The organism is Candidatus Thalassolituus haligoni (genome assembly GCF_041222825.1).
Taxonomy (GTDB): Bacteria; Pseudomonadota; Gammaproteobacteria; order Pseudomonadales; family Oceanobacteraceae; genus Oceanobacter; species Oceanobacter antarcticus.
Genome location: NZ_CP139482.1, coordinates 1,245,977 through 1,268,940 on the forward strand (window position 1 = coordinate 1,245,977; position 22,964 = coordinate 1,268,940).

The following is a 22,964-nucleotide window of genomic DNA, read 5'->3' on the forward strand; positions in this document are numbered from 1 at the left end:
AGCACCGTTACGGTGCTTTTTAAAAGAAGAGAAGTTCGGCTGTTATGGTTTCAGTTTCAGCGTGCTCAGCGTGTGCTCACGAATGCGCTCAAGCAGTTCGCTGTTCTCTATCAGTGACTCGCCGTAGGATGGAATCATGGTTTTTAAACCTTGCTGCCATTCCCCCGTCATTTTTTCTGCGAAGCATTTGTCCAACACTTCCAACATGGCATAAACTGCGACGGATGCCCCTGGGGATGCGCCGAGCAGGGCGGCTAATGAGCCATCGGCAGCGGCGACCAGTTCGGTGCCAAATTCCAGCTTGCCCTTGCCCTTGGCGTCTTTCTTGATGACCTGAACTCGCTGCCCCGCATGAGCCAGCGACCAGTCACTGGACTTGCAGTCAGGAAAGTATCCGCGCAAGGTCTCGACACGATCATCGTGCGATTGCATGACTTCGCTGATCAGATATTTGGTCAGATCCATATTGTTCATGCCCACCGATATCATCGGGAACAGGTTGTCAGCGCTGACGGACTTGAGTAAATCGAGTTTGGAACCAGATTTCAGAAATTTGGTGGTGAAGCCGGCGTAGGGGCCGAACAGCAAGGCTGGCTCACCATTGATGATACGAGTATCCAAGTGTGGCACTGACATGGGGGGCGCACCAATGGGGGCTTTGCCATACACCTTGGCATGGTGCTGCGAGACGATTTTTTCGTCCTTGCATACCAGCCACTGACCGCTGACAGGGAAACCGCCATAACCTTCGGCTTCTTCTATACCAGAAGCTTGCAACAGGGGTAAGGAACCGCCGCCAGCGCCGAGGAAGACAAAACCGGTATTCACTGTTTTTGTTTTGCCAGACAGGCGATCTCGCAGCGTGACCGTCCAGCGTTTCTGTTGCTGGTGGCGCTCGAAATCAATGACTTCATGATTCAACAACAGATCAAAATTCTCTTGCTGTTCCAACTGCCCAACCAGGTTACGTGTCAGTGAACCAAAATCGACATCGGAACCGTAGGATATACGGGTAGCAGCCACTTTTTCATTGGGGTCGCGGCCACCCATCACCAATGGCATCCACTGTTTGAGTACTTCCGGGTCTTCGCTGAATTCGATGTCTTTAAATAGATGGTGCGCGGACATTTTTTCCGCACGCTGGCGCAGGAAGGCAACGTTTTTCTCGCCCCAGACAAAGCTCATATGAGGCGTGGCATTAATAAACTGGTCGGGTTGCGGGAGACCTCCCGTCTCGACCAGGTAGCTCCAGAGTTGGAGGGATATTTCGAAATTGGCATTGATGGTTAATGCCCGGTCGATGCTGATGTTACCGCTGTCATCTTCCGCCGTGTAATTGAGTTCACAGTAGCCAGCGTGACCGGTGCCTGCGTTGTTCCATCCGTCGGTGCTCTCGTGAGCAACATGATCCAAACGTTCTACCATTGTGAGTTTGAGCGCCGGATCGAGCTTGTTCAGCAGCGTACCCAGGGTCGCACTCATTACTCCTCCGCCAACCAGGAGTATATCGACCTGTTGTGTAGTCATTACGATTTCGCCTTTTGATCAGAAAGTCGTTTTATCAGGAAGCCGGGCCACACCGAATCTTCCTGTCGCGATCAACTTCCAGGCTTGTGGCCTGCCGTCCCAAACCATACAACTATGACAGTTATACAGGTGGTCGGGTAAGTTGATGCAGAGCCGGGGCTTTATACACAGACTGTGGAATCCGTACAACTGTCCTCTGGAGGACTGCTACTAATGTATATTGCTGCTGCCGGTCTAATCCCGATAGGCAGTAAGGGGTTCCTGCCCATTTTCCGGGAACTCGTCGCTAACTCAGGGGCAGCATGTTGCACGGCTCGCTCTGGAACACTCCAGACGTCAGATAATTGATTTTTGTAATCATACCTCTAAACGAGACAAATGTTGCAGTGCTGTGGCAGTACTCCTGCAACCGAGTGTTTCATTTACTTGTGTTTGCAAGCGCTTGATTACTCTGGATTAGGAGTCGTTCTCAATGATAGAACGAAGCCTGTTGCGGGTGAAAAATTCACCAGGCAAGGCGTTGACCGCAGCGAATGGCCAGTGGCTCCCGCGAACGTGTTATTCGTTGCTTATTGTGACAGGGGCGTCTGACAGGTATTAGCAATCTAATCTTTTTTGTATGAGGTATGATGCCTGCTTTTTGATGGAGTGGTAGCGGCGTGTTTGGCAGCATGATTAACAAGGGGTTGACTGCCCTGATCGAGAAAAAACTGGCAGGTGCCGGAACCGTAGAACACGTTGAGCTGGACAAGCAGCAACGAAGTATTCAGGTGACGTTGTTGCTGGAAGGAGAGTCCGAGCCATTGCTGATCAGTCTGGAAGGGTATCGACTGGAAGAGCAGGGTGGCCGGACGAGGATTGTGTTTGAGCGTACGACTGCGTCACGTCGTTGGATGACAGTGTTGCTGCAGGAGTATGGGCAGGGCTTCAGCTTTTGGGTGCCGGAAAAATATGCCAGCCTGGTCGGTTTTATATTGCCGTGACCTACGTAACGTAACTGAATGGGCTGGCGCTGTCATCCTGGATCAACAGGAAGGGCAATACGGATCCTTCGCAGCGAGGCTTCTGGCCCGTAAACTCAGATATTTGGGAGATCGGCTTGTCCACTGTTTTCGGGTTTCTGACCACTTTGGGATGGTTTGCGGGTCTTTTTTGCGGATAAGCCCTGCTGTGGCATTCTGGTGTGCTTTAACTTTTTGTTAGTATGCGCGCGCATAGAAGATTGAATTTGCAGCGATCCATATATAAGTGACTTGGCATGTGACTATTTTGGTGCGTGTTACTTTGCAATTGTCATGTCTCTGTTCTATTTTGTCGTATGAGTATGTTAAAAACTGTAAATTCAATGGCCAGTCTCGAGGCAAAAAGTGTTTGATTCTGGCTGCTGCTAGCAGTGCCTGAAAAAGGGTCATTCGAGGGATAAAGGGGATCGATTTGTCGGATCGTTTACGAGGATGGTTGCTGGGGGGGCTGGGCTTGCTGGCTGTCCTGCTCAGTCTGTACGTGTCCCAGTTACGTGTGGATGTAACATCCCAGGCGATTTTGGCTTACGGTCTGGTTGGCGTCGTCATTATACTGCGGATGTTCGAAAACAGAGTCATGCAAAATAACGGCTCTATTGAAACTCGTCGGCTGCTGCGGATTCTTATTCTGATTACCGCGTTTTTTGTTTCCATGCGCTATTTTGCCTGGCGTCAGCAAGAAACGATTACCTATTATGATTTGTTCAGTTTTATCTGCATGCTGATTCTTTTTATGGCTGAGATATACGGTATTATCATTTCTTTTTTGGGTAGTTTTGTAAATATCCAGGGGCGCAAGCGAGAGCATATTCCATTGCCGGAGGATCCGGACAAGATACCAACCGTTGATATTTTTGTTCCCAGTTATAATGAGCCGCAAGAAATGCTGGAAATTACCTTGCTGGCTGCCTTGCAGATTAATTACCCCCAAGACAAATTGAATGTCTGTCTGCTGGACGATGGTGGTACATTGGGGCGTCGAAATTCGGATGACCCGGAACGGGCACGCAGTTCGCAGGAACGTCACGATACACTTAAAGCGATGTGTGAACGTATCGGTGCAACTTATCTGACACGGGAAAAGAATAACCATGCCAAGGCCGGTAATGTTAATGCCGCACTGGAAAAAACCACCGGTGAGCATGTATTGATTCTTGATGCCGACCATGTGCCAACGCAGGATATTCTTGAACGCATGGTCGGTATCATGGTTGATGATCCGAAAATGTTTCTGGTACAAAGCCCACACTTTTTTATTAACCCGGATCCTATTGAAAAGAACCTTCAAACCTACGGCAAGATGCCGGGTGAAAACGAAATGTTCTATGGGGTGATCCAGGAAGGGCTGGATTTCTGGGACTCGTCTTTCTTCTGCGGCTCCGCTGCACTGATTCGTCGAAAATACCTGCTGGAAGTGGGCGGTATTTCCGGAGATTCCATTACCGAGGATGCAGAAACCGCGTTTTTGCTGCATGCCAGAGGTTACCGAAGCGCCTATGTCAATCGCCCAATGATTGCCGGCCTGCAACCTGAAACCTACTCCGGCTTTGTCGTGCAGCGAATGCGCTGGGCGCAGGGCATGGTGCAGATTTTTATATTGAAAAATCCGCTTTTCTTCAAAGGCTTGAAACCCTGGCAGCGGCTTTGTTACACCAGCAGCTCGGGATTCTGGTTCTTTCCGTTTGCACGGGCCACCTTCCTTGTTGCACCGTCGGCGTACCTGTTTTTCGGTCTGAAGATCTACGACGCCAATATGACGGAATTTTTTTCCTATGCACTGCCACACTTGATGGGTGCTCTGATTGTGACTGATTTTCTGTTCGGGCGTTATCGTTGGGCGTTGGTATCCGAATTGTATGAATTGATGCAGTCGTTATATTCTTTGCCAGCGATTCTTGAGGTCATTAAAAGTCCCCGATCGCCCGAATTTGCTGTGACTCCGAAAGGGGAGTTTATGGATGAAAACTTTATTACTTCTCTGGCCGGGCCATTTTACTGGTTGCTGGCTTTTAATATTGCCTCTCTGATTGCAGGTCTTATCCGTTTGCATGTTGTGCCTCAAGATAGCGACGTGATTCTGATCACCATGTTTTGGGAGTCTTTTAACCTGTCGCTGATGGTTTGTGCCATTGGTGCATTGTATGAATTAAAACAGCGCCGTCAGGATCCCAGGGTAACGGCTGATATTGCGGCCAGAGTGATCGTGAATGGCAAGTCAGTACCTGCAACGATCGTGGATATGTCATCCGGCGGTGTGGGGGTTCGTATCAAGGGCAGTGTGTACCAAAAGCTGGATGTTGACCTGCGTGGGGTGGACATTGTGGTACGTGCCTACAGTGTGGCAATGAAAGCAGATGTTAATCTGCCTGGGCTGGTAACATCCACCGTGGACAAACCGGATGGCAGTGTGGTGCTCGGGCTCAAGATGGAACTCCACGACCTGGATCAAAAACGTCAGTTGGTGGCGCTTGTGTATGGTGATAGCGAGCTCTGGGTGAAGGAACGGGCATCGCGCATGCCGACCCTCTCGGTAAGAGAAACGCTCTGGTTTTTGTTCAGTTCTGGTGCCATCAGTTCGGCAGCGCATTTCAGGCAACTATGGATTGATTTTGTGGCGGCCATGAGGCGCAAGCTCCGGGGCGCTGAAAGTCAGTAGGCAAAAAAGTAGGTAAACGAACGTAGGTAAACGAACGTACCGATTTATCGCGCGAAACGGTTGGCAATGCTGTGTTTCGTACCATTTAAGTAACGGAAAAATGACAAAATGATGCAGTCTTTATTTCGCGCTTGGTTCATGACGCTTTTTGGCGCTGGTCTGCTGAGCTGGGCAACTCTGGCTCTGGGTGCCAGCAATGCGGCGTTACCTCCGAATACCATGACATTAGCCAAGCTGGTTGGCCAGACAAACCCTATTGACCTCCGTGGCACCCAGACCATTTATCCAGTGTATATACCCTTGTCTCAGCGGATGGTGCCTGACCAGGTGGTCTTGCACCTTGAGTACGTCAATTCCATTGCTCTGGTAGGTGCACGATCTCAATTGGTCGTCAAACTGAATGAAAATGTCGTTGCCCAGATACCTCTCAATCCGGCCCGTCCGGAAGGGGTTGCGGATATTCGTTTGCCCAGTAGTCGTTTCAAACCGGGCTATAACCGCATTTCTTTCAACATTGCCCAACACTACACTTATGATTGCGAGGATCCTGACGCCCCGGAACTCTGGTCCCAGATTGATACGCAGAATTCCTATGTGAAATTTGAAGGTGAGCTGACGCAAGTCAATCCGAAGCTGTCCGGCATTGATTCGCTGTTCGACCAGCGCTGGCTGGGCGATTATCAGTTGACGGTGGCAACACCGGTTTTCCCAACGTCAGAATATGCAACCTGGGGCGCTATGGTTTCTCAGGCCGCTGCTGTTCACCTGGAATACAAAACGCCGCAAATTTTTCATGAAGTACTGCAGTATCAGAACACCACAGATAACAAGAGACTGAAGAATTACCGCTTTCCTTATCTCGACCAGAAACCGTTGCGTGGGCGCGATGCCATCATTGTAGGAACCCAGGCTGATTTACAGCAAATGTTGGGCAGCAGCTGGGCTAATACCGTCTCTGGCCCTTATCTCGGTGTGTTCCCCATGGATGAGGATCCAAGGCACTTTATTCTGGTCGTTTCCGGCATCAAGCCTGAAGACGTCGCTACGGCGGCGCGTATTCTGGGTTACCTGAATTTCCCGTTGCCAGACCAGGCGACCGCCAATTTCTCCGGTTTGAGGATGGATCATCTGCCACGATTTGCAGCTGCGGACATGGTGTCCCAGAACTCGATCTATCGGCTATATGATTTCGGCTATGAGACAACCACCATGCGCGGTGCCGGAGGGGGCAGTGTCGATGTCGAGATTATGTTACCGCCAGACGTCTATGTTTCTGAAACCAGCCATGTTGAACTGAATCTGCACTTTGCCTACGGTGCTGGCATGCGCGGTGATTCTGTTTTTAATATTTTTATTAACGGTCGTTTTGAAAACGTGGTGCGTCTTAGTGAGGTCGAGGGTGAGGCCGTGCGCCGTCATACCATCAGCATCCCTACCCGGTCACTCAAGCCCGGTATGAATACGATTACCTTTGCCGCGAGCATGATTACGGACAACTCTGCAGAGTGCCAGATACGAAACGATAATAATTTGCTGTTTACCCTGTACGACGACACCACCATCGAGTTTAACGGCCTGGACAACTATGTGCAGATGCCGAACATGCGTTTGATGGCAACGACCGGCTTCCCCTACAGCTTCAATGATGATGGTGAAACGACAGTCGTGGGTCTGGGCAGTAATGACTCTGATGTGCTGGCTGCCTCCTGGACCTTGATGGGCAAGCTGGCAGAGGTGATGCGCCATGTTTCGATGGATCTGCAATATCGGATTGGCGATTTTCGTGGTGTTGATGGTGGCAATCTGATTGTCGTGGGTACGGTACAAACCCTGGATGCCGATCTGTTAAAACTGGCGCCGATCAAGTTAGGAGAAGAAAGCTTGTTGCAATACGCCCGTGCCACCGGGGTTGGCCAGCAACCTCGCTATGAAGGCTCGCGCTTGTGGATCAATGCCGATGAATATGGCACCCATGAATTCAATTACGTTAACCCGACCCTGAAAGGCAATGGTCTGGGTGACTTTGGCTTGCTGATGCAGTTCCAGGGAGGAGACTATGGCAATACCGTGACCTTGTTTACTGCCGGATCGGGTAAAAACTTGCTGGAGACGTCACGGGAACTGATTACACCGGAAATCTGGAGTAACGTTCAGGGTGATGTGACCGCCTGGAAGGCTGGTGAAGAAGATGTCTACGCCCGTACCCTGGGTGAGCGCTACCATATAGGCAAGCCACGCTTCTCCAACTGGCTGATTTACCACTTCTCTTCCGACCCTTGGGTGTTTATCGGCGTGTTGCTGGTGTTCTTGCTGCTACTTGCCCTGTTTATTCGCTGGTTATTAAAACGTTTCAGGGAAACTCATCACTAATGCATCCTCTGGTACAAGCGTTTTGCTATCTCTGCGTTGTAGTCACCGCTTCCTGTGGTGCCGGTAAGCCGGCGGCCATGATGGACAGTGGCTGGAAGCAGTATAAACAGGCGTTTGTACAAGCTGATGGAGCTGTGGTGGATAGCGGTAACAAGGGCATCAGTCATTCGGAAGGCCAAGGTTATGCGATGTTGCTGGCATCGGCCTACGGTGATCGCAAAGGTTTCAGAAAGCTTTGGAGCTGGACCCGTACCCATTTGCAGATACGGGATGATCGGCTGTTTGCCTGGAGCTGGTCACCCGCAGACGGGGTCAAGGATAAAAACAATGCGACCGATGGCGACTTGCTGATTGCCTGGGCATTACTCCGCGCCTCAGAGCGTTGGGATAACCCGGATTATCGTGAAGCCGCCCGTCTGATTGCGCAGGATATTCTCGAAAAACTGGTCTTCAAGGTCGGAGACAACACCGTGTTGTTACCGGGTGAATATGGCTTTCACCACGAAGACCGGTGGCAGATTAACCTGTCGTACTGGGTTTACCCGGCATTGCAGGCGCTTGATCGTCTGGTGCCGGACAGCCGCTGGCAGGCACTGGTGGACAGTGGCAAACAGCTCACCCGTATTATGTCTCAGGGCGACTGGAAGCTGCCGCCAGACTGGGTTGAAATAACCGCCACCACAGCACCGATTCCGGCCCCTGACCACCCGTCACGTTTTGGTTACGAGGCAGTACGGTTGCCTCTGTATCTGGTGTGGTCGGGTGAATACACGTCTGATTTGCTGCACAACAGCCAATCGTTCTGGCAACAAACCAGCAAGCGTAGTTATATGCCAGCCTGGGTTGATGTGGTCTCCGGCCAGGAAGCCGAGTATCCGGCACCTGACGGTTTTCGGGCCATCTGGCAGCTGACCGATCGGGCAATCGATAACGCCAAGAGCACCGGTTCGGTTGCCGCCCCTGATACGGCACTCACCAAAGACCTCAAAGGTCAGGATTATTATTCAGCCAGCCTGCTGTTACTCAGCCGGGTGGCTTACAAGGAGCGATTTCTGCAATGACATTGTCCACACTTCGTCCCTGGCTGCTAGGTGGCCTGATGATTTCGTCGACTCATGTGGCGTTTGGCGCAGCGAAGGATGTGGCTGATCCCTTTACTGCTGTTCGTGGTGATACTTTTTTACTGGCAGTCAGCACCTCAGGTCAAACCAATGTTCTGGAGGATGATCTGCCAACGGCAGAAACCACCAAAATCCGGGTACCTCAGACACAGGCAGCCCCTAATCCGGCGGCTGAGGCGTTAGGACGCGAAGAGTTACGTTTGTGGCAGTGGCTGCAAATGGAACAGTACCAGCGTATGGACAGCAAAATTACCGAACTGAAGCAGAATTACCCGGAGTGGAATCCGCCGCGCAAGATGCTGGAACTGCTGGAAGCAGGGAAAAACAAAAAGGAACTGGATCAGGCGGTAGCGACCGAAAACTGGCGCAGCATTATCTATTTGTCGCAGCGTGATCCCGGATTATTTACCTGTGGACAATACTACAACCTCTGGACGCTGGCAGACGCCTACTATGAATCGAACGATCTGGAAAGCACGCGCCAGATCTATCTGTCGATGATGAAAGACTGCAAGGCGGATGACACCCGGCTGAATACCTTTCGTCGGGCGCAGCAGCAATTGACGCTGGCAGATATGGATGCCATCTATCAGACGGAAGCGGCGCGCAAGAGCAATCGCATGAGTAAAACCAGTCTGTCACTGATGCAACGGGCATTGTTACGCAGTCGCGTATTGGTTGCCGCCAAAGATGGGGATGATGGTGTTGTTATTGATGCCATTCCTGATTTTGAGAAGGAAGTGATCAAGCAACGAGACAGCGGCTTTGCATTGATTTTTGGCTGGGCGCTCTATCGGGATGAGCAATTGATCCAGGCCGATGAATGGTTCAAGCGCGCACATGAGTGGGAACCATCCGAACAAACAATACAGGCAATGGCAACGATTCAGGGACGTCTTGGGCGTCTGGATGAAGCCGAAGCGCTGGCTCGCAGCAACCTCAGCGATCCGCTGATGCGTGATATGTTGGGGGGCATTCTGTCGCAGCGGGCCAGTGCTGCTTTTGACGAAGAAAACTACCTCGGGACGATGGCGTATCTGGACGAAGCAGCGGAATACACCCCGCGCAGTCTCGATGATGAAGCCATGTATGGCTGGGCGGCCTACCACACCGGCGACAAGCAACGTGCCGCGACATCCTTTGAAAGGGCTTACCGCGAAGATCCTACCGAAGACATGGCCCAGGGGTTGTATTACAGCCTGTACGACACCGATCGAGGGCAATTGGAAAAAGCCGCCGAAGCACAACCTGGGCCGTTACAGCAGCTGCTGAGCGCCAAAAACAGTGAGGAAGCTTTTAATACCGGGCATTATCGAACCGCTTACGACGAGGCTCCGGAGCAGTATCCGGAACTGCAAGGTGTGGGGTCTCCCGCTTTGCTGGGAGGGATGCTGTTCTATTTCCGGTCGGGCGACAGTGGCACCAGTCAGCTGGATACCCAGCGTTTACCGTTACTCAATGGTGAATTCAGTTATCGTCGTCATATTTTTGACTTGCAGCTCTCTGGTGTGACTTTGAATAGCGGCACATTGCAGGATTTTGCCCTGGTCGGTAGCTATCCAGGTCAGGAAGAAACGTATCAATACTCGCCAACAACCGAGATTAATAATGCTGTCGACCTGCTGCTGAATTATCGCTACGAAGGGCGTATATCACCTTACTTTGCCATTGGTCTGACCCCCAGCAATGCCCCGATCTCGCCACGTACCCAGGGATATCTGGGGCTGGATTACCAGATGCAGCGCGGCAATATCAATCTTGAGCTGTTTTCCCATCCTATAAAGGAGTCGATTCTGTCGTACGTCGGCTTGTATGACCCTTACGAAGGCATTTCCTGGGGAGCCGTCGACAGCCAGGGATTTTCAGCGCGGGTTTTCTTGGGACTGGGTAAGGATTTTGGCGCATCGGCGGGTTTGAAAAGTGCCTCGTTATCGGGTACGCGAGTGGCGTCCAATGACGAAATGGAATTCAATCTGGCGGCGCAAAAGCAATGGAGCAACGACGATTGGGAACGTATCACGCTCGGGCCAACCTTCAAATTTCAGCGTTTTGACCGTAATCTGAGCAAATTTACTCTGGGGCATGGGGGCTATTTCAGTCCGCAGCAGCTGTTTAAATACGGTGGTGAACTGACAGCACTGACGCGAGAACAGCGCGATTTTGTGGTTCAGGGTAAGGTTAACTTTGGTTACCAGCAGCATCAGGAAGACTGCGCACCTTTATTGCCACTGGAAAGTAACCTGTGTTCGGAGTTTTATACCAACAATAAGGTTGGCGGTATGTATCTCGGTTTAGAATTGCTGGGCATGGTACAAACCGACCCTCATGCCCAGCTGGGCGGGGGAGTCTTCTATGGCTTGTCGCCCGAGTTTAATGAATTCGGATTTATGTTAGCGGTACGTTTGACGCTGGATCCAAGGCGTTCAGTACTGACAGCTGATTTGCCGGACTGGATCAATACCATCCGTTGATCTGTCATCGGCCGTCACAGGTCATGGGCAGGTTTGATGGCATAAAACTGGTACCTGCCGATAAACAACGCAGGTGACTGATTTTCCAGAAGCTGCCACTGTTCCGGTGTCAGTTCACTGGCCGGACAGCCGTAAGTCTGTCGGGCCAGCTGCTCGGCTTCTGGCTGAGCCTGCATGCCTACCCAGCGCAGTCCGGCGTTAGCCAGCCAGCTGATGGCATCGCCGATATCAAATAACTGCTCTTGGTTGTGGCACAGCAGCTCGTAGCAACCGCTGAGGCTGTAAAAATCCGGTCGTTGCAGCAACTGCTGGCACTGTTGTTCCGAGAGGCCTGCAGTGGTTGCCAGAGCGGTTTCCATCAAGGCGTAGCGTAGCTGCTGCAATCCGGTGACAGATGTAATGGCTGTTGTGTCCAGTTGCTGGCGCAGGCGAGTGATTCCTTGCCTTGCTATCCGGCTGTGCAAGGTGATTTTGATCACCCCTCCTGGTTTCAGTACTTCGGCCAGTGCCAGCAACCCGCTCAGAGGGTTGGGCAACTGCTGGAGTACGCCACCACATTCAATGGCATCGAACTGCTTTCCCAGCCAGCTGATCTGGCGTAAATCTCCCTGCATCCAGTCAATCGACACCTCTCTATCGGTCTGGTGTGCACGGCCATAACTTAATGCCTCACGACTGAGGTCTATGGCGGTGATGTTCAAGGGAGTGAATTTTTGGGCCAGTTTGAGGGCCTCCCGACCGGTTCCGCATCCCGCTACCAAGAGTTCCTCTGTGTGCTCTGTGGGGATCGAGAGAGCAGCCAGAGCCATTGGGAACAGGCACTTTAGGTGACTAAAATAATTCCCTTGCGGATGCTGTTGCAATGGACGCCAGCGAGGATAAAACAGGCAGTTATCAGCCTGCAGGGTCTGGTTCCGAGTGGCGCTTTGGCTGGAGGTCGGCGGGGAAATCAGCGCCTGATCTGGCGTACCAAAGGTCGGAATGACTGGGCGATGCAAACGTTGACGCTGTTCGTTATCGATCTGGGTGATGAGGTAATGCCGTAGTGGCTCGGGCCAGTCATCTGGGATGGCAAACAGTTTGTCGAGCAAGCCGGTTGCTGTCAGCGGTCGGTACATCAGCAGCATGAGCAGCGCTGGCAGTATTGAATCCTGCTGGTCTGCTGCCTGCTCCAACCAATACTCCAATAATCGGGTCAGCTGTTGGAGTTGCCTGGCTTCATCATCAGTTTCGGCCCAACAACCTCCGTTTATCCCGGTTTGGCTAATCAGTGCCAGCACCAGCGGCAGGTATTGAGTGTCCAGCTCCAGAGTATGAATGCAGCCCTGCAGGAGGCTGAATCGCATTTGGGTCAGATGGCGCTCCAACAGTGGATGACTGAGGGCTATGTGGTGCAAGCTGGCGAGCAGCAGCGGTTCTTGTGTCAGTTGGTTAATGCCTAACAGGGCGTGTTGTTGAAGATCCTGAAAGCGGCATTGCAACAGCTGTGTCGCCAGCCTGGCCAGAGAGGAAACATCACCTGGCAATTGCAGATAATCGACCACCTCGGCTGCCAGTTCCGGGCAATAGCCATCAACGCTGGCACCGGCTGCGGCTTCAAGCAAGCGACTCTGCAGCAATATATCATCGCGGTGGATACGCACCAATTGACGATAATCCTCAAAAGCCGCTGCGTATTTTCCTTGTTGCAGACGCACATGGGCGAGGTAAAAAGGCGCTCGGGTGGCCACTCTGGACAGCTGTGAGGAACGCAAAAAGTAGTCTTCAGCCACAGCTGGTCGTCGGTCTTCCAGTTCGATCAGCCCGGCGCTGTACAGCAGACTCGGGCTAGTGTGTTTGATGGCAAGGCCAACTTCTATCCAATCCCTGGCATGTATCAACTGGCCCTGACGCATACAAATACGGCCTAACAGATTAATAATCTGAAGATCTTCCGGCTGCAGCTGATAAGCCTGTTCTGCCTGTATCAAAGCCCGTTGCAGTGTCAAGGTATCCTGATCTTCAACAGCCTGGGCGTAAGCGAAGCTGGCGGCCATATACAACGATCGCGCCCGTATCGAAGCGGAAGCATGGGATGTTGATCCCTGGAAGGTTAATTGTGGCAACAGGTTTGCCATGAAAATGCCCTCGTAAATACCCCGGCGATGTGGATTCCGTGGCTGGTGATTCAGATCCGATGTAACGGCAAGCCGATCATTAGCAGGCTCCCCAGGTTATCAGGCGATTGACAGCAACCATCTGCTGATAGCCTAAGCAGAGCTTGTGCCATCTTTTATCATTATGATTTGTAAAGAGTTTTTTGTTTTTTGGTGGCAGGGAAGGTCACTTTTTACCGGGCTGGCGGAAGTAGTTTGCCGCCAGCGGATGCCCGGCGCATGTGCTTGATCGCTTAATTCGGCAACCTTCTTGTTAAAGAAAACGCCGGTTTGGCCGCTACAGCCAACAGAAGCTGAACAACAATGGAAGGAGCAGACCCTATGTACCCATCGGGCGCCAAGCAATACCAGCGAGTGAACACGACCTCAGAAGTACTGGATGCCGATCCTCATCGCCTGATCCAACTGCTGATGGAAGCCGCATTAACCCGTATGGCCCAAAGCAAGGGGGCCATTAAACGGGGTGATATGGCTACCAAAGCCAACCTGTTGGGTCGGGTTATGGAAATTATCAGCACCTTGCAAAGCAGTCTGGATCACAGCTCTGGCGGAGAGATTTCCGCTAATCTTGAGCGACTGTACGACTACATGAATCGCCGCCTGTTACAGGCAACCAGAGCAAACGATACCGACATGATTGAAGAAGTCATGAGCTTGATGCTGGAAGTCAAACGTGGCTGGGATGGTATTCGCGACGATTATTTGACTCATTCGGGGAATCGCGAGCCGCTCTCAGGCTATCAGGGTGAAAATACGCACATCTCGGCCTGACCAGTGCGACCTGACGGGCAACCACGAACATTTGGGTGATGGTGGGTGTCATCTTCCAGGCGTCTGTTAGTCATTGATATTACTAATACTTATTTCAGGTATTGTAAGACAATAGGGCGTTAGGGTAGTCTGCCGTCGTGCTAATGTTACGTCAGATACGTTTGTGGCGAATTGCTGCGTCGATTATTTGACTTCGTCAAAAATACGCACTTAACTGAGCAACATGAGTCAATTGGATGACACCAAAAATAAAAAATAACAGTTCAGTGCTCTTGTGAACAGACGGACAGTATCCCTGGTTATCCAGTCAACTCCCGGTCAAGCCATCAACAGACAACGAGAATTCGCTGTTTTTTAGTGGAAGTGGAATAAGGCACTGCCTGAAATAAAGGAAGATTGCGTATGTGGAGAGAAATTAAAATTCTGCTGATCGATGACGATCACCAGCGTCGTCACGATATGCAGGTGATCCTTGATTTTCTCGGGGAAGAAGTCATCGTCAGTGACAGTCAGCACTGGCAGGAAGAAGTCAGTCGCCGTGCCAAAAACAGCCAGGATATTTCGGCTGTGCTGGTCGGTGATGACAGTCGAGGCCTGTTCCATGGTGTTATGACAGCCGTTTACCAGTGGGACAAGTCAGCACCGATTATCTGTCTTGGCCGTGATCACGGACTGGATCGTCTCCCGGACTCCGTACGTCGCTCGGTGATCGCCACCGTAGAATCTCCTCCCAGTTACAACAAATTGCTAGACAGCCTGCACCGCTGCCAGCTTTATCGCGAACAATATTCCCATAGTGAAGGCCGCAGTGAGCGACGTGACATCCAGCTGTTCCGCAGCCTGGTCGGCACCAGTCGCCATATTCAGCAGGTACGTGAGCTGATCATGCAGGTGGCAGATAAAGACGTCAGTGTATTGATTCTGGGAGAATCAGGCACCGGCAAGGAAGTGGTCGCCCGTAACCTCCATTATCATTCCAGTCGGCGTAACAAACCGTTTGTACCAGTTAATTGTGGCGCCATTCCGGCAGAGTTGCTGGAAAGTGAGTTGTTCGGGCATGAAAAAGGTGCCTTTACCGGTGCGATTGCCAGCCGTCCCGGACGCTTTGAGCTGGCCGAAGGCGGCACCTTGTTCCTGGATGAAATTGGCGATATGCCATTGAGTATGCAGGTCAAGATTTTGCGAGTGTTGCAGGAACATACCTACGAGCGGGTTGGCAGCAATAAGACACTGCAAGCCAATGTGCGCATTATTGCCGCGACCCACAAAAATCTCGAAAACATGATTGAAGACGGCGGCTTCCGTGAAGACCTTTATTACCGTCTGAATGTCTTCCCTATCGAAATGCCGTCATTACGGGAGCGGGTTGAAGACTTGCCGCTGTTGTTGAATGAACTGATCGCTCGTCTGGAGAACGAAAAACGAGGCTCAATTCGCTTCAACTCTGCGGCGATCATGTCGTTGTGTCGTCACGAATGGCACGGCAACGTTCGTGAGCTGGCTAACCTGGTCGAACGACTGGCGATCCTTTTCCCGTACGGTGTGGTGGGGGTCAACGAATTGCCGAAAAAATTCCGCCACTTTGAAGACGATGAAGAAGAAGCGTTGGCCGCAGCGAGTGAGCCTGGTGATGACCTCGCTCAGGAAATGATGCCGCCAGCCAATCTGGAGAGCGCCGCGTTATTACCCGTGAACGGACTGGATCTGCGTGAATATTTGTCCGACCTGGAATCATCATTGATACAGCAGGCGCTGGATGATGCCAATGGTGTCGTTGCTCGTGCTGCTGAAAAACTCAATATTCGCCGTACTACCCTGGTCGAAAAAATGCGCAAGTACAACTTGCAACGTAAGGAAAAAGACTTTGCCTGACCCTTCGGTGAGTTGGTATTGCAGTGATAGAAAACCGGCGTAGAGCCGGTTTTTTTATGCCTGTATCTTGGCGGATAAAAAATCACCATATAAAAAGTCAATAAATATCAATAAGTTAAATTTATTTTAGAAGTGGGCACAGCCTTTGCTTTATCTGCCTGAACGCTGATTTATTGGCGATAGAAATGCAGAATGGTGAGGTGTTTATGACGATGTCCACAGCCCGTATCGATTCGGTTCAAACCCATGTCGCCCCAACCGTCGAAGACACCGCCGCAGTTATGGCGATGACGGCTGGCGGTCGCAATCAGGAACGCCAAGGGCTGCAGCACACGTTACAAATGTTCAGTCGCATGTCACAGCAGCTGACGGACTCCTGCGAGCAACTTGAAAGCCAGGTTGAACAACTGAGCGGCGAACTGGCTCAGGTATCTGCCGAGCGAATGCGAGAACTGGCAGAAAAAGAGCGTCTGGCCAATCAACTGGAACAGCTGCTGACTCTGCTACCTGCCGGTGTACTGCTGCTGGATCAGAACGGTTGCGTTGCCAAGGCCAATCCAGTCGCTGAACAACTGCTGGCACGGCTGGCCGACGTCGACAGTCTGGTTGGTCAACGCTGGCGTCGGGTTATCCAGCGCTGCTTTGCACCGCGTCATGATGATGGCCACGAAGTCTCGCTGGTGAATGGCCGCAGGGTACTGATTCGTACCACCCCCATGACCCAGCAACCCGGTCAGCTGGTGTTGCTCACTGATATGACTGAAACCCGCGCCTTGCAAGGCAAGCTGGCCCAGCATCAGCGACTGTCGTCGATGGGGCGCATGGTGGCGTCACTGGCGCACCAAGTACGCACTCCGCTTGCCGCCGCGACACTCTATGCCGGACATCTGGCTGATGTCGAACTGAACGATGCTTCCCGTGAACGTTTTGCTGGCAAGCTGATGGAGCGGTTACGCCATCTCGAACATCAGGTGCGCGACATGCTAATTTTTGCTCGCGGCGAATTGCCCTTGCACGACGAAATATCCATTGCGGAGCTGATCGAGGATCTTCAGGCCGCTATGGAAGTGCCACTGGCACAACACCAGGGGCATTGTGAAATCCATAACAACTGCCCGGCCAGCCGTATTCGCTGTAACCGCGATGCGCTGGTCAGCTGCCTGATGAACCTGGTGAACAATGCACTGGAAGTCGGTCGTGATGGCGGTATACCCAAAGTTCAGCTGATCCTGTCTGCCCGTCAGACCGGCGATCAGCAAGCGCCCGGCATCTCGGTGGTGATTGCCGATAACGGCCCTGGCCTGACTTGCGAGCAAAAGCAACGGGTACTGCAACCCTTTAACAGCACCAAAGCCAATGGCACCGGGCTGGGTCTGGCAGTGGTACAAGCCGTTGCCCGTGCCCATGGTGGCATCCTGACACTGGAAGATTCCGATCTGGGCGGTCTGGCCGCTGCGGTTCGTCTGCCGTCGATAACCACGCTGGCCAGTTAACTGACTCTGACACTCCTTGAGGAAACCTTATGATTATTCTGGTCGTGGAAGATGATCCGCAACTGCGTGAAGCCGTGGTCGACAGTCTCGAACTGAAAGGGCATCAGGTGATTGCCACTGCCGATGGCAAGCAAGCCATACTGGCACTGCAGCAGCAGCCGGATCTGATTCTGTCCGATATCAATATGCCGGAAATGGACGGACTTGCTTTGCTGAGTCATGTACGCGAGGAACACCCCTGGCTACCGATGGTACTGATGACCGCCTATGGCGATGTCAATCAGGCGGTGCTGGCGATGCAACGGGGTGCAAGCGACTACTTGATGAAACCCTTTGAGCCAAGTGAACTGGATGCGTTACTGCAGCCCTTTGATGTGCGCCCACAGGGAACAACCAAATCCCGACAAGAAGAGGCGCCAGTGTGCATTGCCACTGCCACCCGGCAACTGTTCCAGATGGCAGAACGTGTCGCACAGACCGACTCAACGGTATTGATCAGCGGTGAAAGCGGGACTGGTAAAGAAGTCCTGGCGCGCTATGTCCATCAGCATTCCCAGCGCCATAAACAGCCGTTTGTTGCCATTAACTGTGCAGCGATACCGGAAAATATGCTGGAAGCCATCCTGTTTGGTTACGAAAAAGGTGCCTATACCGGCGCTTATCAATCCTCGGCAGGTAAATTTGAACAGGCCCAGGGTGGCACGCTGTTACTGGACGAAGTTTCTGAAATGGACGCTGGACTGCAAGCCAAGTTACTGCGAGTTCTGCAAGAGCGGCAGGTTGAGCGCTTGGGCGGCAAAAAAGTCATTAACCTGGATGTACGGATTATCGCCACCACCAACCGCGACCTGGCCGATCATGTGGCTGAAGGCAAATTCCGCGAAGACCTGTATTACCGGCTCAGTGTGTTCCCGTTGCAGTGGTTGCCATTACGCCAACGGGTTGACGACATCTTGCCGCTGGCTCAACGCCTGCTGGCGCACCACGCCCATAAAATGAAACGCCGGGTACCACAGTTGATGAAAGAAGCCGAGCACAAACTGCTGCAGCATAGCTGGCCAGGCAACGTCCGCGAGCTGGACAACACCATGCAACGGGCACTGATTTTACAGACCGGCCCGCAACTGTTTGTCAACGACCTGCTGTTAACGCCAGTGCCCGGCAATAAACACCCCCAGCTTGAGCAACCGCTGGAAACGGTGCAAGTCGATATCGTTCAGGATGAGGGTCGTCTGGGTCAGGATCTCAAACATCGTGAGGTTGAGCTGATCTTGCAGGCCATCAAGGAAGAACCAAGCCGCAAGGACGCCGCCGAACGACTGGGCATCAGCCCGCGTACGCTGCGTTACAAAATGGCCCGGCTACGGGAAGAGGGCTTCGACGTCGAAGCCATGATTTAGCCGCGATTGCCAGACTCAAGCGGCAGACCGCAGCAGTCGCTGCCGTACATAACCATAAACAAACAAATACAGCGAGGAAGCCAGCAGGCAGACGGCGGTGCCCCAGTGCAGTCCCAGCACGGGGTAGGTATAACTGACACACAGGGCATACACCACCAAAGCCCCGAGGCCATCCGGGTAATGGCGAATGGTGCGGGCCACCACACTGGCACCTTGGCTCAGGTGCAAAATCAGCAGCAGTGGAAAAAAACTCACCGGGAAGGCAGCCAGTAATCCGGCGCGTTGTGGGCCAAGTACATCCGCCAGCCCGGTAATCAGCAAAATGGTAAACGTTGCCATGGCAGCGCGAAACAACAGACGCACCAGCGGTTTGTGGAACCAGTCTGCGCCAATGTAAGGATCGCTGCTCGGCGGGGCTGTCTCGTCAATGGCACGAAACAGCGTGCGGAAGCACACAATAGCCACGACCACCACCAACAAACCCAAGCCGCGATGGGGCGGTAACTGCTGTAATAGCCAACTGCTGGAAAAAAAACACAGCAGACCGAAAATCACCGCGACCGGCACCCAGTGCAAACCGGTATGCCGACGAATCACCTGCCAATAACCCCAGGCCAGACAAACCGCTGACGTTAATCCCGACAACGTAAACACCGCACTGGTCGCGGCAAAGTCTGCACCCTGTTGCCAACCAAAAAAATACAGCGCAATACCGGTTCCCAGCGGGAATCCGGCCAATAACCCCGCATGCCGAGGACTCATTTGCTCAGCGACACGGGCCAGCAAAACAACGGTCAAAAACGTAATCAGGATTTTGGCCAGAATCAGCACCAGGATAACCTCGGCAAAAGATAAGTGGGCAAGGGCTGTGACCGGACGAGAACTAGTTTTGCAGACACACCGCGCTGGAGTCTGGCAGCAAACCATCGTTCAGCGCCTGTTTTAACGACAGTCGACCGGCAAACCACAAGGGATAGCGCTTGCCTGGAATACTGGCGTCGGCAACATCATCGCCGCTGCGCAAGGCAACCACCAGATCTTCCAGATTGACCCAGATCCAGTCCTTACGCTCGCGTGGCGTACCGCATTGGGAGGCGGCAATCGACGCCGGATCAACGTAGGTCACTTCCGCCACATAAGTATAGAAAGGGCCAACCGTTGAACGCTTGCGACCTTCAAGATCAGCTGGCAAGGGGGTGGCAAACATACAACCGGTTTCTTCGCGGAACTCACGGGCTGCGGTATCAACAATGCGCTCGCCGTCTTCGCCATGACCGCCAAAGGCCGCCCAGCCATTACGATTCTTGCCGTTGTCGTAGGCCAGCAGCACCTGAGCTTGTGGGCCGACGCAAGTGTAGGCGATCACCCCGGCGGGAGGCTCGGCAACCACCATAATGGACGTTGTGACCAATAAAGGCAGCAACACAAAACCGATCAGAATTGACGTCAGCATGGTACGGCTCCATAAACCGGATGGCGACAGGGCAGGGCCAGGGTGGGTAATAATTGACCTGTCAGAGAACTATTTGTCAGAGAATTACCTGCCAGAGAACATCTGTTTGAAATACCAATAAAAGAATAGCCGAACATCAAGGCATCCAGCGATAGAGCCGCAGACTGACGCGACCATCGACCGACACCAGCACGCCCTCTGCCCGCAGGCGCTCAGCCTGTTCGCGGCCACCTTCAAGAATCGGCAAACTGATTTTGCCCTGGGCATTGATAACACGATGCCAGGGCAGACTGCTGTCTTTCGGTAATTGTCTGAGTAGCTGGCCTACCCAGCGCGCCCGTCGCGGCGCACCGATAAAATCGGCCAACTGACCATAGGTAACCACCCGGCCAGGTGGAACGCTGGCGAGCAGGGTAAACAAACGAATATCGTTAGGTGTGACCGGAGCCACCGATCGGGGCGCAATAACCATGGTTGCGGCCTGTTCTGGAAGTATTTGGGCCGACAGTGTAACCACAATGCCGGGGAGCTGGACACCCCGGCACGCAACTGGGATCAATGTTGCCTGAACGCCAGCCAACTCAAATACGCAAGCCGCCATCCACTTCGACGACCCGGCCCGACATATAATCATTCTCCATCAGAAAAGCCACCGTATGGGCGATTTCATCCGCTTGTCCGATGCGTCGCGCCGGAATTCCGGCGGTCATTTTATCCAGCACTTCCGGCTTCATACTCTGGGTCATTTCGGTCGCAATAAACCCCGGCGCAATGGCATTGGCACGAATACCGTAGCGGGCCAGTTCTTTTGCCCAGACTGTCGCCAGACTGGCAACACCGGCCTTGGCGGCAGAATAATTACTCTGGCCAATATTACCGGCACGGGAAATACTGGAAATGTTAACGATACAACCCTGACAATCGTGCTGGATCATCTGCACCGCCGCCTCACGGCCACAAAGAAACACCCCGGTCAGGTTAACGTCGATGACCGCCTGCCAGTGCGCCAACGACAGCTTGCTGACATCACCTTCTTTCACTTTCACCATCAGGCCATCACGCAAAATCCCGGCGTTATTCACCAGACCATGCAAGCCGTTGAAGTCACTGGCAAGCGCCGCAAAGGTGGCTTCTACCTCATCTTCCTGCGCCACATTACAGCGATAACTGCGGCCACTGCTGCCCGCCGCCTCGATCAGACCCAGCGTCTCAGCCATATGCTCCTGATTGATATCAATCACCGCAATACGTGCTCCGCGAGCGGCCAGATAAACAGCCATTGCCCGGCCAAGGCCCTGGCCGGCACCCGTAATCGCGATCACTTTGTCTTGCAAATTCATAGCGTACTCCGTTGTAAACAGGGGACAGGCAACAACCATCTACTCTGCATAAAAAACGTTCATCGCTGCCATCAATAGCAGCTGGCGGTTCTGCTCAACACAACCGGACAGCCTTGAGAAATCGGCCCAGTATAATCCATGGTTGTTTCCTCCCAACCCTGCTTTTGGTGTAGACCAGCGCCGAAGGCCCAAAGGATTGTTATCTGCCGCTGTTCTGCCCTTGCTTTTTGCCCAATGCGCCCCGATTAAGTACAACATGAAGCGCTCTGGTTGCTTCCAGCGCATCACATCGATTGGAATTTTCGGGCGTTGGAGTATCCAACCCTACAGAATTTCAAGCACAGACCTGGAGGTAATCGTGCCATTTTTAGTCTTGTTTATTGTTGTGCCGCTGTTAGAGCTGGCTGTTTTGATCAAGGTAGGCGGCTATATCGGCGTGATCTGGACGCTGGTGATCATCTTTGTGACCGCCATTATTGGTGTCAATATTCTTAAAAAGCAGGGCATGGACGTACTCATGCGTGCCAGCCAGAAAATGCAGGAAGGGACACTGCCCGCACGCGAGCTGGCAGAAGGCTTCTTGCTGGCCTTGTCTGGCGCCTTGCTGCTGACCCCCGGGTTTCTGACGGATGCGGTCGGATTTGCCTTGTTGGCTCCCGTCGTCCGGCTGGCGCTGGTTGGCCATGTACTGAAACTGATCAAACCCCGAGTTGTGGTCGCCGGAGGCGGTTTTGCCAGTCGATCCGACCCAGAGCAGCCAGCGCCATTTGTCGACCGACCTGAACCAGCTAGCCATCGGCCGGAAGTGATTGAAGGCGAATATCGTCGCGAAGACTGAGCCAGTCGTTTGTTGCAGATACCACCAAATACAATTTTTTTTACGTCGGGGTGTTGAAAACCATCGCGGCGTCCCAATTATCGAAACACACAGATTTGGGGCGAGTGTAAGACACCATCGGCCCCGCACACCGTAAACATTGCTTTATACATTGGAGACAACCTCAAATGAAAATCCGTCCTTTACACGATCGTGTTGTTGTTCGTCGCAAGGAAGAAGAGCAAACCACTGCTGGCGGTATCTTGCTGCCAGGATCTGTCGCTGAAAAACCAAACCAGGGCGAAGTGGTAGCTGTCGGTACCGGTCGCGTTTTGACCAATGGTGATGTACAGGCTCTGGCTGTTGCAGTGGGCGACACCGTGGTCTTCGGCAAGTACTCCGGTTCCAACACCATCAACATCGATGGTGAAGAATTGCTGATTCTGAACGAAAGCGACATCTACGGCGTATTGGAAGCCTGATTCACGCTTCCTG

The 22,964-nt window shown here is 52.7% G+C and carries 17 protein-coding genes; 11 read left to right on the forward strand and 6 right to left on the reverse strand.

What is annotated here, in order from left to right:
• Positions 1-42: 42 nt before the first annotated feature.
• Positions 43-1,527 (reverse strand): malate dehydrogenase (quinone), encoded by a 1,485-nt coding sequence (gene mqo / locus SOJ49_RS05685; protein WP_369857265.1) that lies wholly within the window; start codon positions 1,525-1,527, stop codon positions 43-45.
• A 659-nt stretch (positions 1,528-2,186) separates the two neighbouring features.
• Between mqo and SOJ49_RS05690 the strand changes: the two genes are divergently transcribed.
• From SOJ49_RS05690 to SOJ49_RS05710, 5 genes are all read left to right on the forward strand, one after another.
• A complete protein-coding gene (locus tag SOJ49_RS05690) occupies positions 2,187-2,510 on the forward strand; it encodes a hypothetical protein (RefSeq protein WP_369857266.1) in 324 nt (107 codons plus the stop codon).
• Between the two features lie 451 nt (positions 2,511-2,961).
• Positions 2,962-5,205, forward strand: a complete 2,244-nt coding sequence (gene bcsA / locus SOJ49_RS05695) for a UDP-forming cellulose synthase catalytic subunit (RefSeq protein ID WP_369857267.1) — start codon at positions 2,962-2,964, stop codon at positions 5,203-5,205.
• A gap of 108 nt (positions 5,206-5,313) precedes the next feature.
• Positions 5,314-7,575, forward strand: coding sequence for a cellulose biosynthesis cyclic di-GMP-binding regulatory protein BcsB (locus tag SOJ49_RS05700; RefSeq protein WP_369857268.1), 2,262 nt, complete (start codon positions 5,314-5,316; stop codon positions 7,573-7,575).
• Positions 7,575-8,636: a glycosyl hydrolase family 8 gene (locus tag SOJ49_RS05705; protein ID WP_369857269.1), complete on the forward strand. Its 1,062-nt coding sequence runs from the start codon at positions 7,575-7,577 to the stop codon at positions 8,634-8,636. The genes SOJ49_RS05700 and SOJ49_RS05705 overlap by 1 nt, the downstream gene beginning before the upstream one ends.
• Complete coding sequence (locus tag SOJ49_RS05710) at positions 8,633-11,167, forward strand: cellulose synthase subunit BcsC-related outer membrane protein (protein ID WP_369857270.1); 2,535 nt, start codon at positions 8,633-8,635, stop codon at positions 11,165-11,167. Before SOJ49_RS05705 ends, SOJ49_RS05710 begins: the two co-directional genes overlap by 4 nt.
• A 14-nt stretch (positions 11,168-11,181) precedes the next feature.
• Here the strand turns inward: SOJ49_RS05710 and SOJ49_RS05715 are convergent, their stop codons facing one another.
• Positions 11,182-13,284 (reverse strand): methyltransferase domain-containing protein, encoded by a 2,103-nt coding sequence (locus SOJ49_RS05715; RefSeq protein ID WP_369857271.1) that lies wholly within the window; start codon positions 13,282-13,284, stop codon positions 11,182-11,184.
• Between the two features lie 360 nt (positions 13,285-13,644).
• Here SOJ49_RS05715 and fliS point away from each other — a divergent pair, with 360 nt between their 5' ends.
• From fliS to SOJ49_RS05735, 4 genes are all read left to right on the forward strand, one after another.
• Positions 13,645-14,094 (forward strand): flagellar export chaperone FliS, encoded by a 450-nt coding sequence (gene fliS / locus SOJ49_RS05720; protein WP_369857272.1) that lies wholly within the window; start codon positions 13,645-13,647, stop codon positions 14,092-14,094.
• A 402-nt stretch (positions 14,095-14,496) separates the two neighbouring features.
• Complete coding sequence (locus tag SOJ49_RS05725; RefSeq protein ID WP_369857273.1) at positions 14,497-15,966, forward strand: sigma-54 dependent transcriptional regulator; 1,470 nt, start codon at positions 14,497-14,499, stop codon at positions 15,964-15,966.
• A gap of 206 nt (positions 15,967-16,172) precedes the next feature.
• Positions 16,173-17,459 (forward strand): PAS domain-containing sensor histidine kinase, encoded by a 1,287-nt coding sequence (locus SOJ49_RS05730; RefSeq protein WP_369857274.1) that lies wholly within the window; start codon positions 16,173-16,175, stop codon positions 17,457-17,459.
• A 29-nt stretch (positions 17,460-17,488) separates the two neighbouring features.
• Positions 17,489-18,859, forward strand: a complete 1,371-nt coding sequence (locus SOJ49_RS05735; protein WP_369857275.1) for a sigma-54-dependent transcriptional regulator — start codon at positions 17,489-17,491, stop codon at positions 18,857-18,859.
• 15 nt (positions 18,860-18,874) lie between these two features.
• Here SOJ49_RS05735 and SOJ49_RS05740 read toward each other — a convergent pair whose 3' ends face one another.
• The 4 genes from SOJ49_RS05740 to SOJ49_RS05755 form a co-directional block, all read right to left on the reverse strand.
• Positions 18,875-19,690 carry a hypothetical protein gene (locus SOJ49_RS05740; protein ID WP_369857276.1) on the reverse strand — a complete coding sequence of 272 codons (816 nt, stop codon included), beginning with the start codon at positions 19,688-19,690 and terminating at the stop codon, positions 18,875-18,877.
• A 52-nt stretch (positions 19,691-19,742) separates the two neighbouring features.
• The gene (locus tag SOJ49_RS05745; protein WP_369857277.1) at positions 19,743-20,312 is read right to left on the reverse strand and encodes an NUDIX hydrolase; all 570 of its coding nucleotides are present in this window, start codon (positions 20,310-20,312) and stop codon (positions 19,743-19,745) included.
• Between the two features lie 136 nt (positions 20,313-20,448).
• A complete protein-coding gene (locus SOJ49_RS05750) occupies positions 20,449-20,784 on the reverse strand; it encodes an MGMT family protein (RefSeq protein WP_369857278.1) in 336 nt (111 codons plus the stop codon).
• 109 nt (positions 20,785-20,893) lie between these two features.
• Positions 20,894-21,652 carry an SDR family oxidoreductase gene (locus SOJ49_RS05755; protein ID WP_369857279.1) on the reverse strand — a complete coding sequence of 253 codons (759 nt, stop codon included), beginning with the start codon at positions 21,650-21,652 and terminating at the stop codon, positions 20,894-20,896.
• Between the two features lie 358 nt (positions 21,653-22,010).
• Here SOJ49_RS05755 and SOJ49_RS05760 point away from each other — a divergent pair, with 358 nt between their 5' ends.
• Both SOJ49_RS05760 and SOJ49_RS05765 read left to right on the forward strand, forming a co-directional pair.
• Positions 22,011-22,490 carry an FxsA family protein gene (locus SOJ49_RS05760; RefSeq protein ID WP_369857280.1) on the forward strand — a complete coding sequence of 160 codons (480 nt, stop codon included), beginning with the start codon at positions 22,011-22,013 and terminating at the stop codon, positions 22,488-22,490.
• Positions 22,491-22,657: 167 nt separating this feature from the next.
• Positions 22,658-22,951 (forward strand): co-chaperone GroES, encoded by a 294-nt coding sequence (locus SOJ49_RS05765; protein WP_369857281.1) that lies wholly within the window; start codon positions 22,658-22,660, stop codon positions 22,949-22,951.
• Positions 22,952-22,964: the final 13 nt, after the last annotated feature.

Bases quoted from the DNA above. Each gene is read 5' to 3' on its own strand.
- mqo (WP_369857265.1), bottom strand. From the start codon at position 1,527: ATGACTACACAACAGGTCGATATACTCCTGGTTGGCGGAGGAGTAATG.
- SOJ49_RS05700 (WP_369857268.1), top strand. From the start codon at position 5,314: ATGATGCAGTCTTTATTTCGCGCTTGGTTCATGACGCTTTTTGGCGCT.
- SOJ49_RS05705 (WP_369857269.1), top strand. From the start codon at position 7,575: ATGCATCCTCTGGTACAAGCGTTTTGCTATCTCTGCGTTGTAGTCACC.
- SOJ49_RS05710 (WP_369857270.1), top strand. From the start codon at position 8,633: ATGACATTGTCCACACTTCGTCCCTGGCTGCTAGGTGGCCTGATGATT.
- SOJ49_RS05715 (WP_369857271.1), bottom strand. From the start codon at position 13,284: ATGGCAAACCTGTTGCCACAATTAACCTTCCAGGGATCAACATCCCAT.
- fliS (WP_369857272.1), top strand. From the start codon at position 13,645: ATGTACCCATCGGGCGCCAAGCAATACCAGCGAGTGAACACGACCTCA.
- SOJ49_RS05725 (WP_369857273.1), top strand. From the start codon at position 14,497: ATGTGGAGAGAAATTAAAATTCTGCTGATCGATGACGATCACCAGCGT.
- SOJ49_RS05730 (WP_369857274.1), top strand. From the start codon at position 16,173: ATGACGATGTCCACAGCCCGTATCGATTCGGTTCAAACCCATGTCGCC.
- SOJ49_RS05735 (WP_369857275.1), top strand. From the start codon at position 17,489: ATGATTATTCTGGTCGTGGAAGATGATCCGCAACTGCGTGAAGCCGTG.
- SOJ49_RS05745 (WP_369857277.1), bottom strand. From the start codon at position 20,312: ATGCTGACGTCAATTCTGATCGGTTTTGTGTTGCTGCCTTTATTGGTC.
- SOJ49_RS05750 (WP_369857278.1), bottom strand. From the start codon at position 20,784: ATGGTTATTGCGCCCCGATCGGTGGCTCCGGTCACACCTAACGATATT.
- SOJ49_RS05755 (WP_369857279.1), bottom strand. From the start codon at position 21,652: ATGAATTTGCAAGACAAAGTGATCGCGATTACGGGTGCCGGCCAGGGC.
- SOJ49_RS05765 (WP_369857281.1), top strand. From the start codon at position 22,658: ATGAAAATCCGTCCTTTACACGATCGTGTTGTTGTTCGTCGCAAGGAA.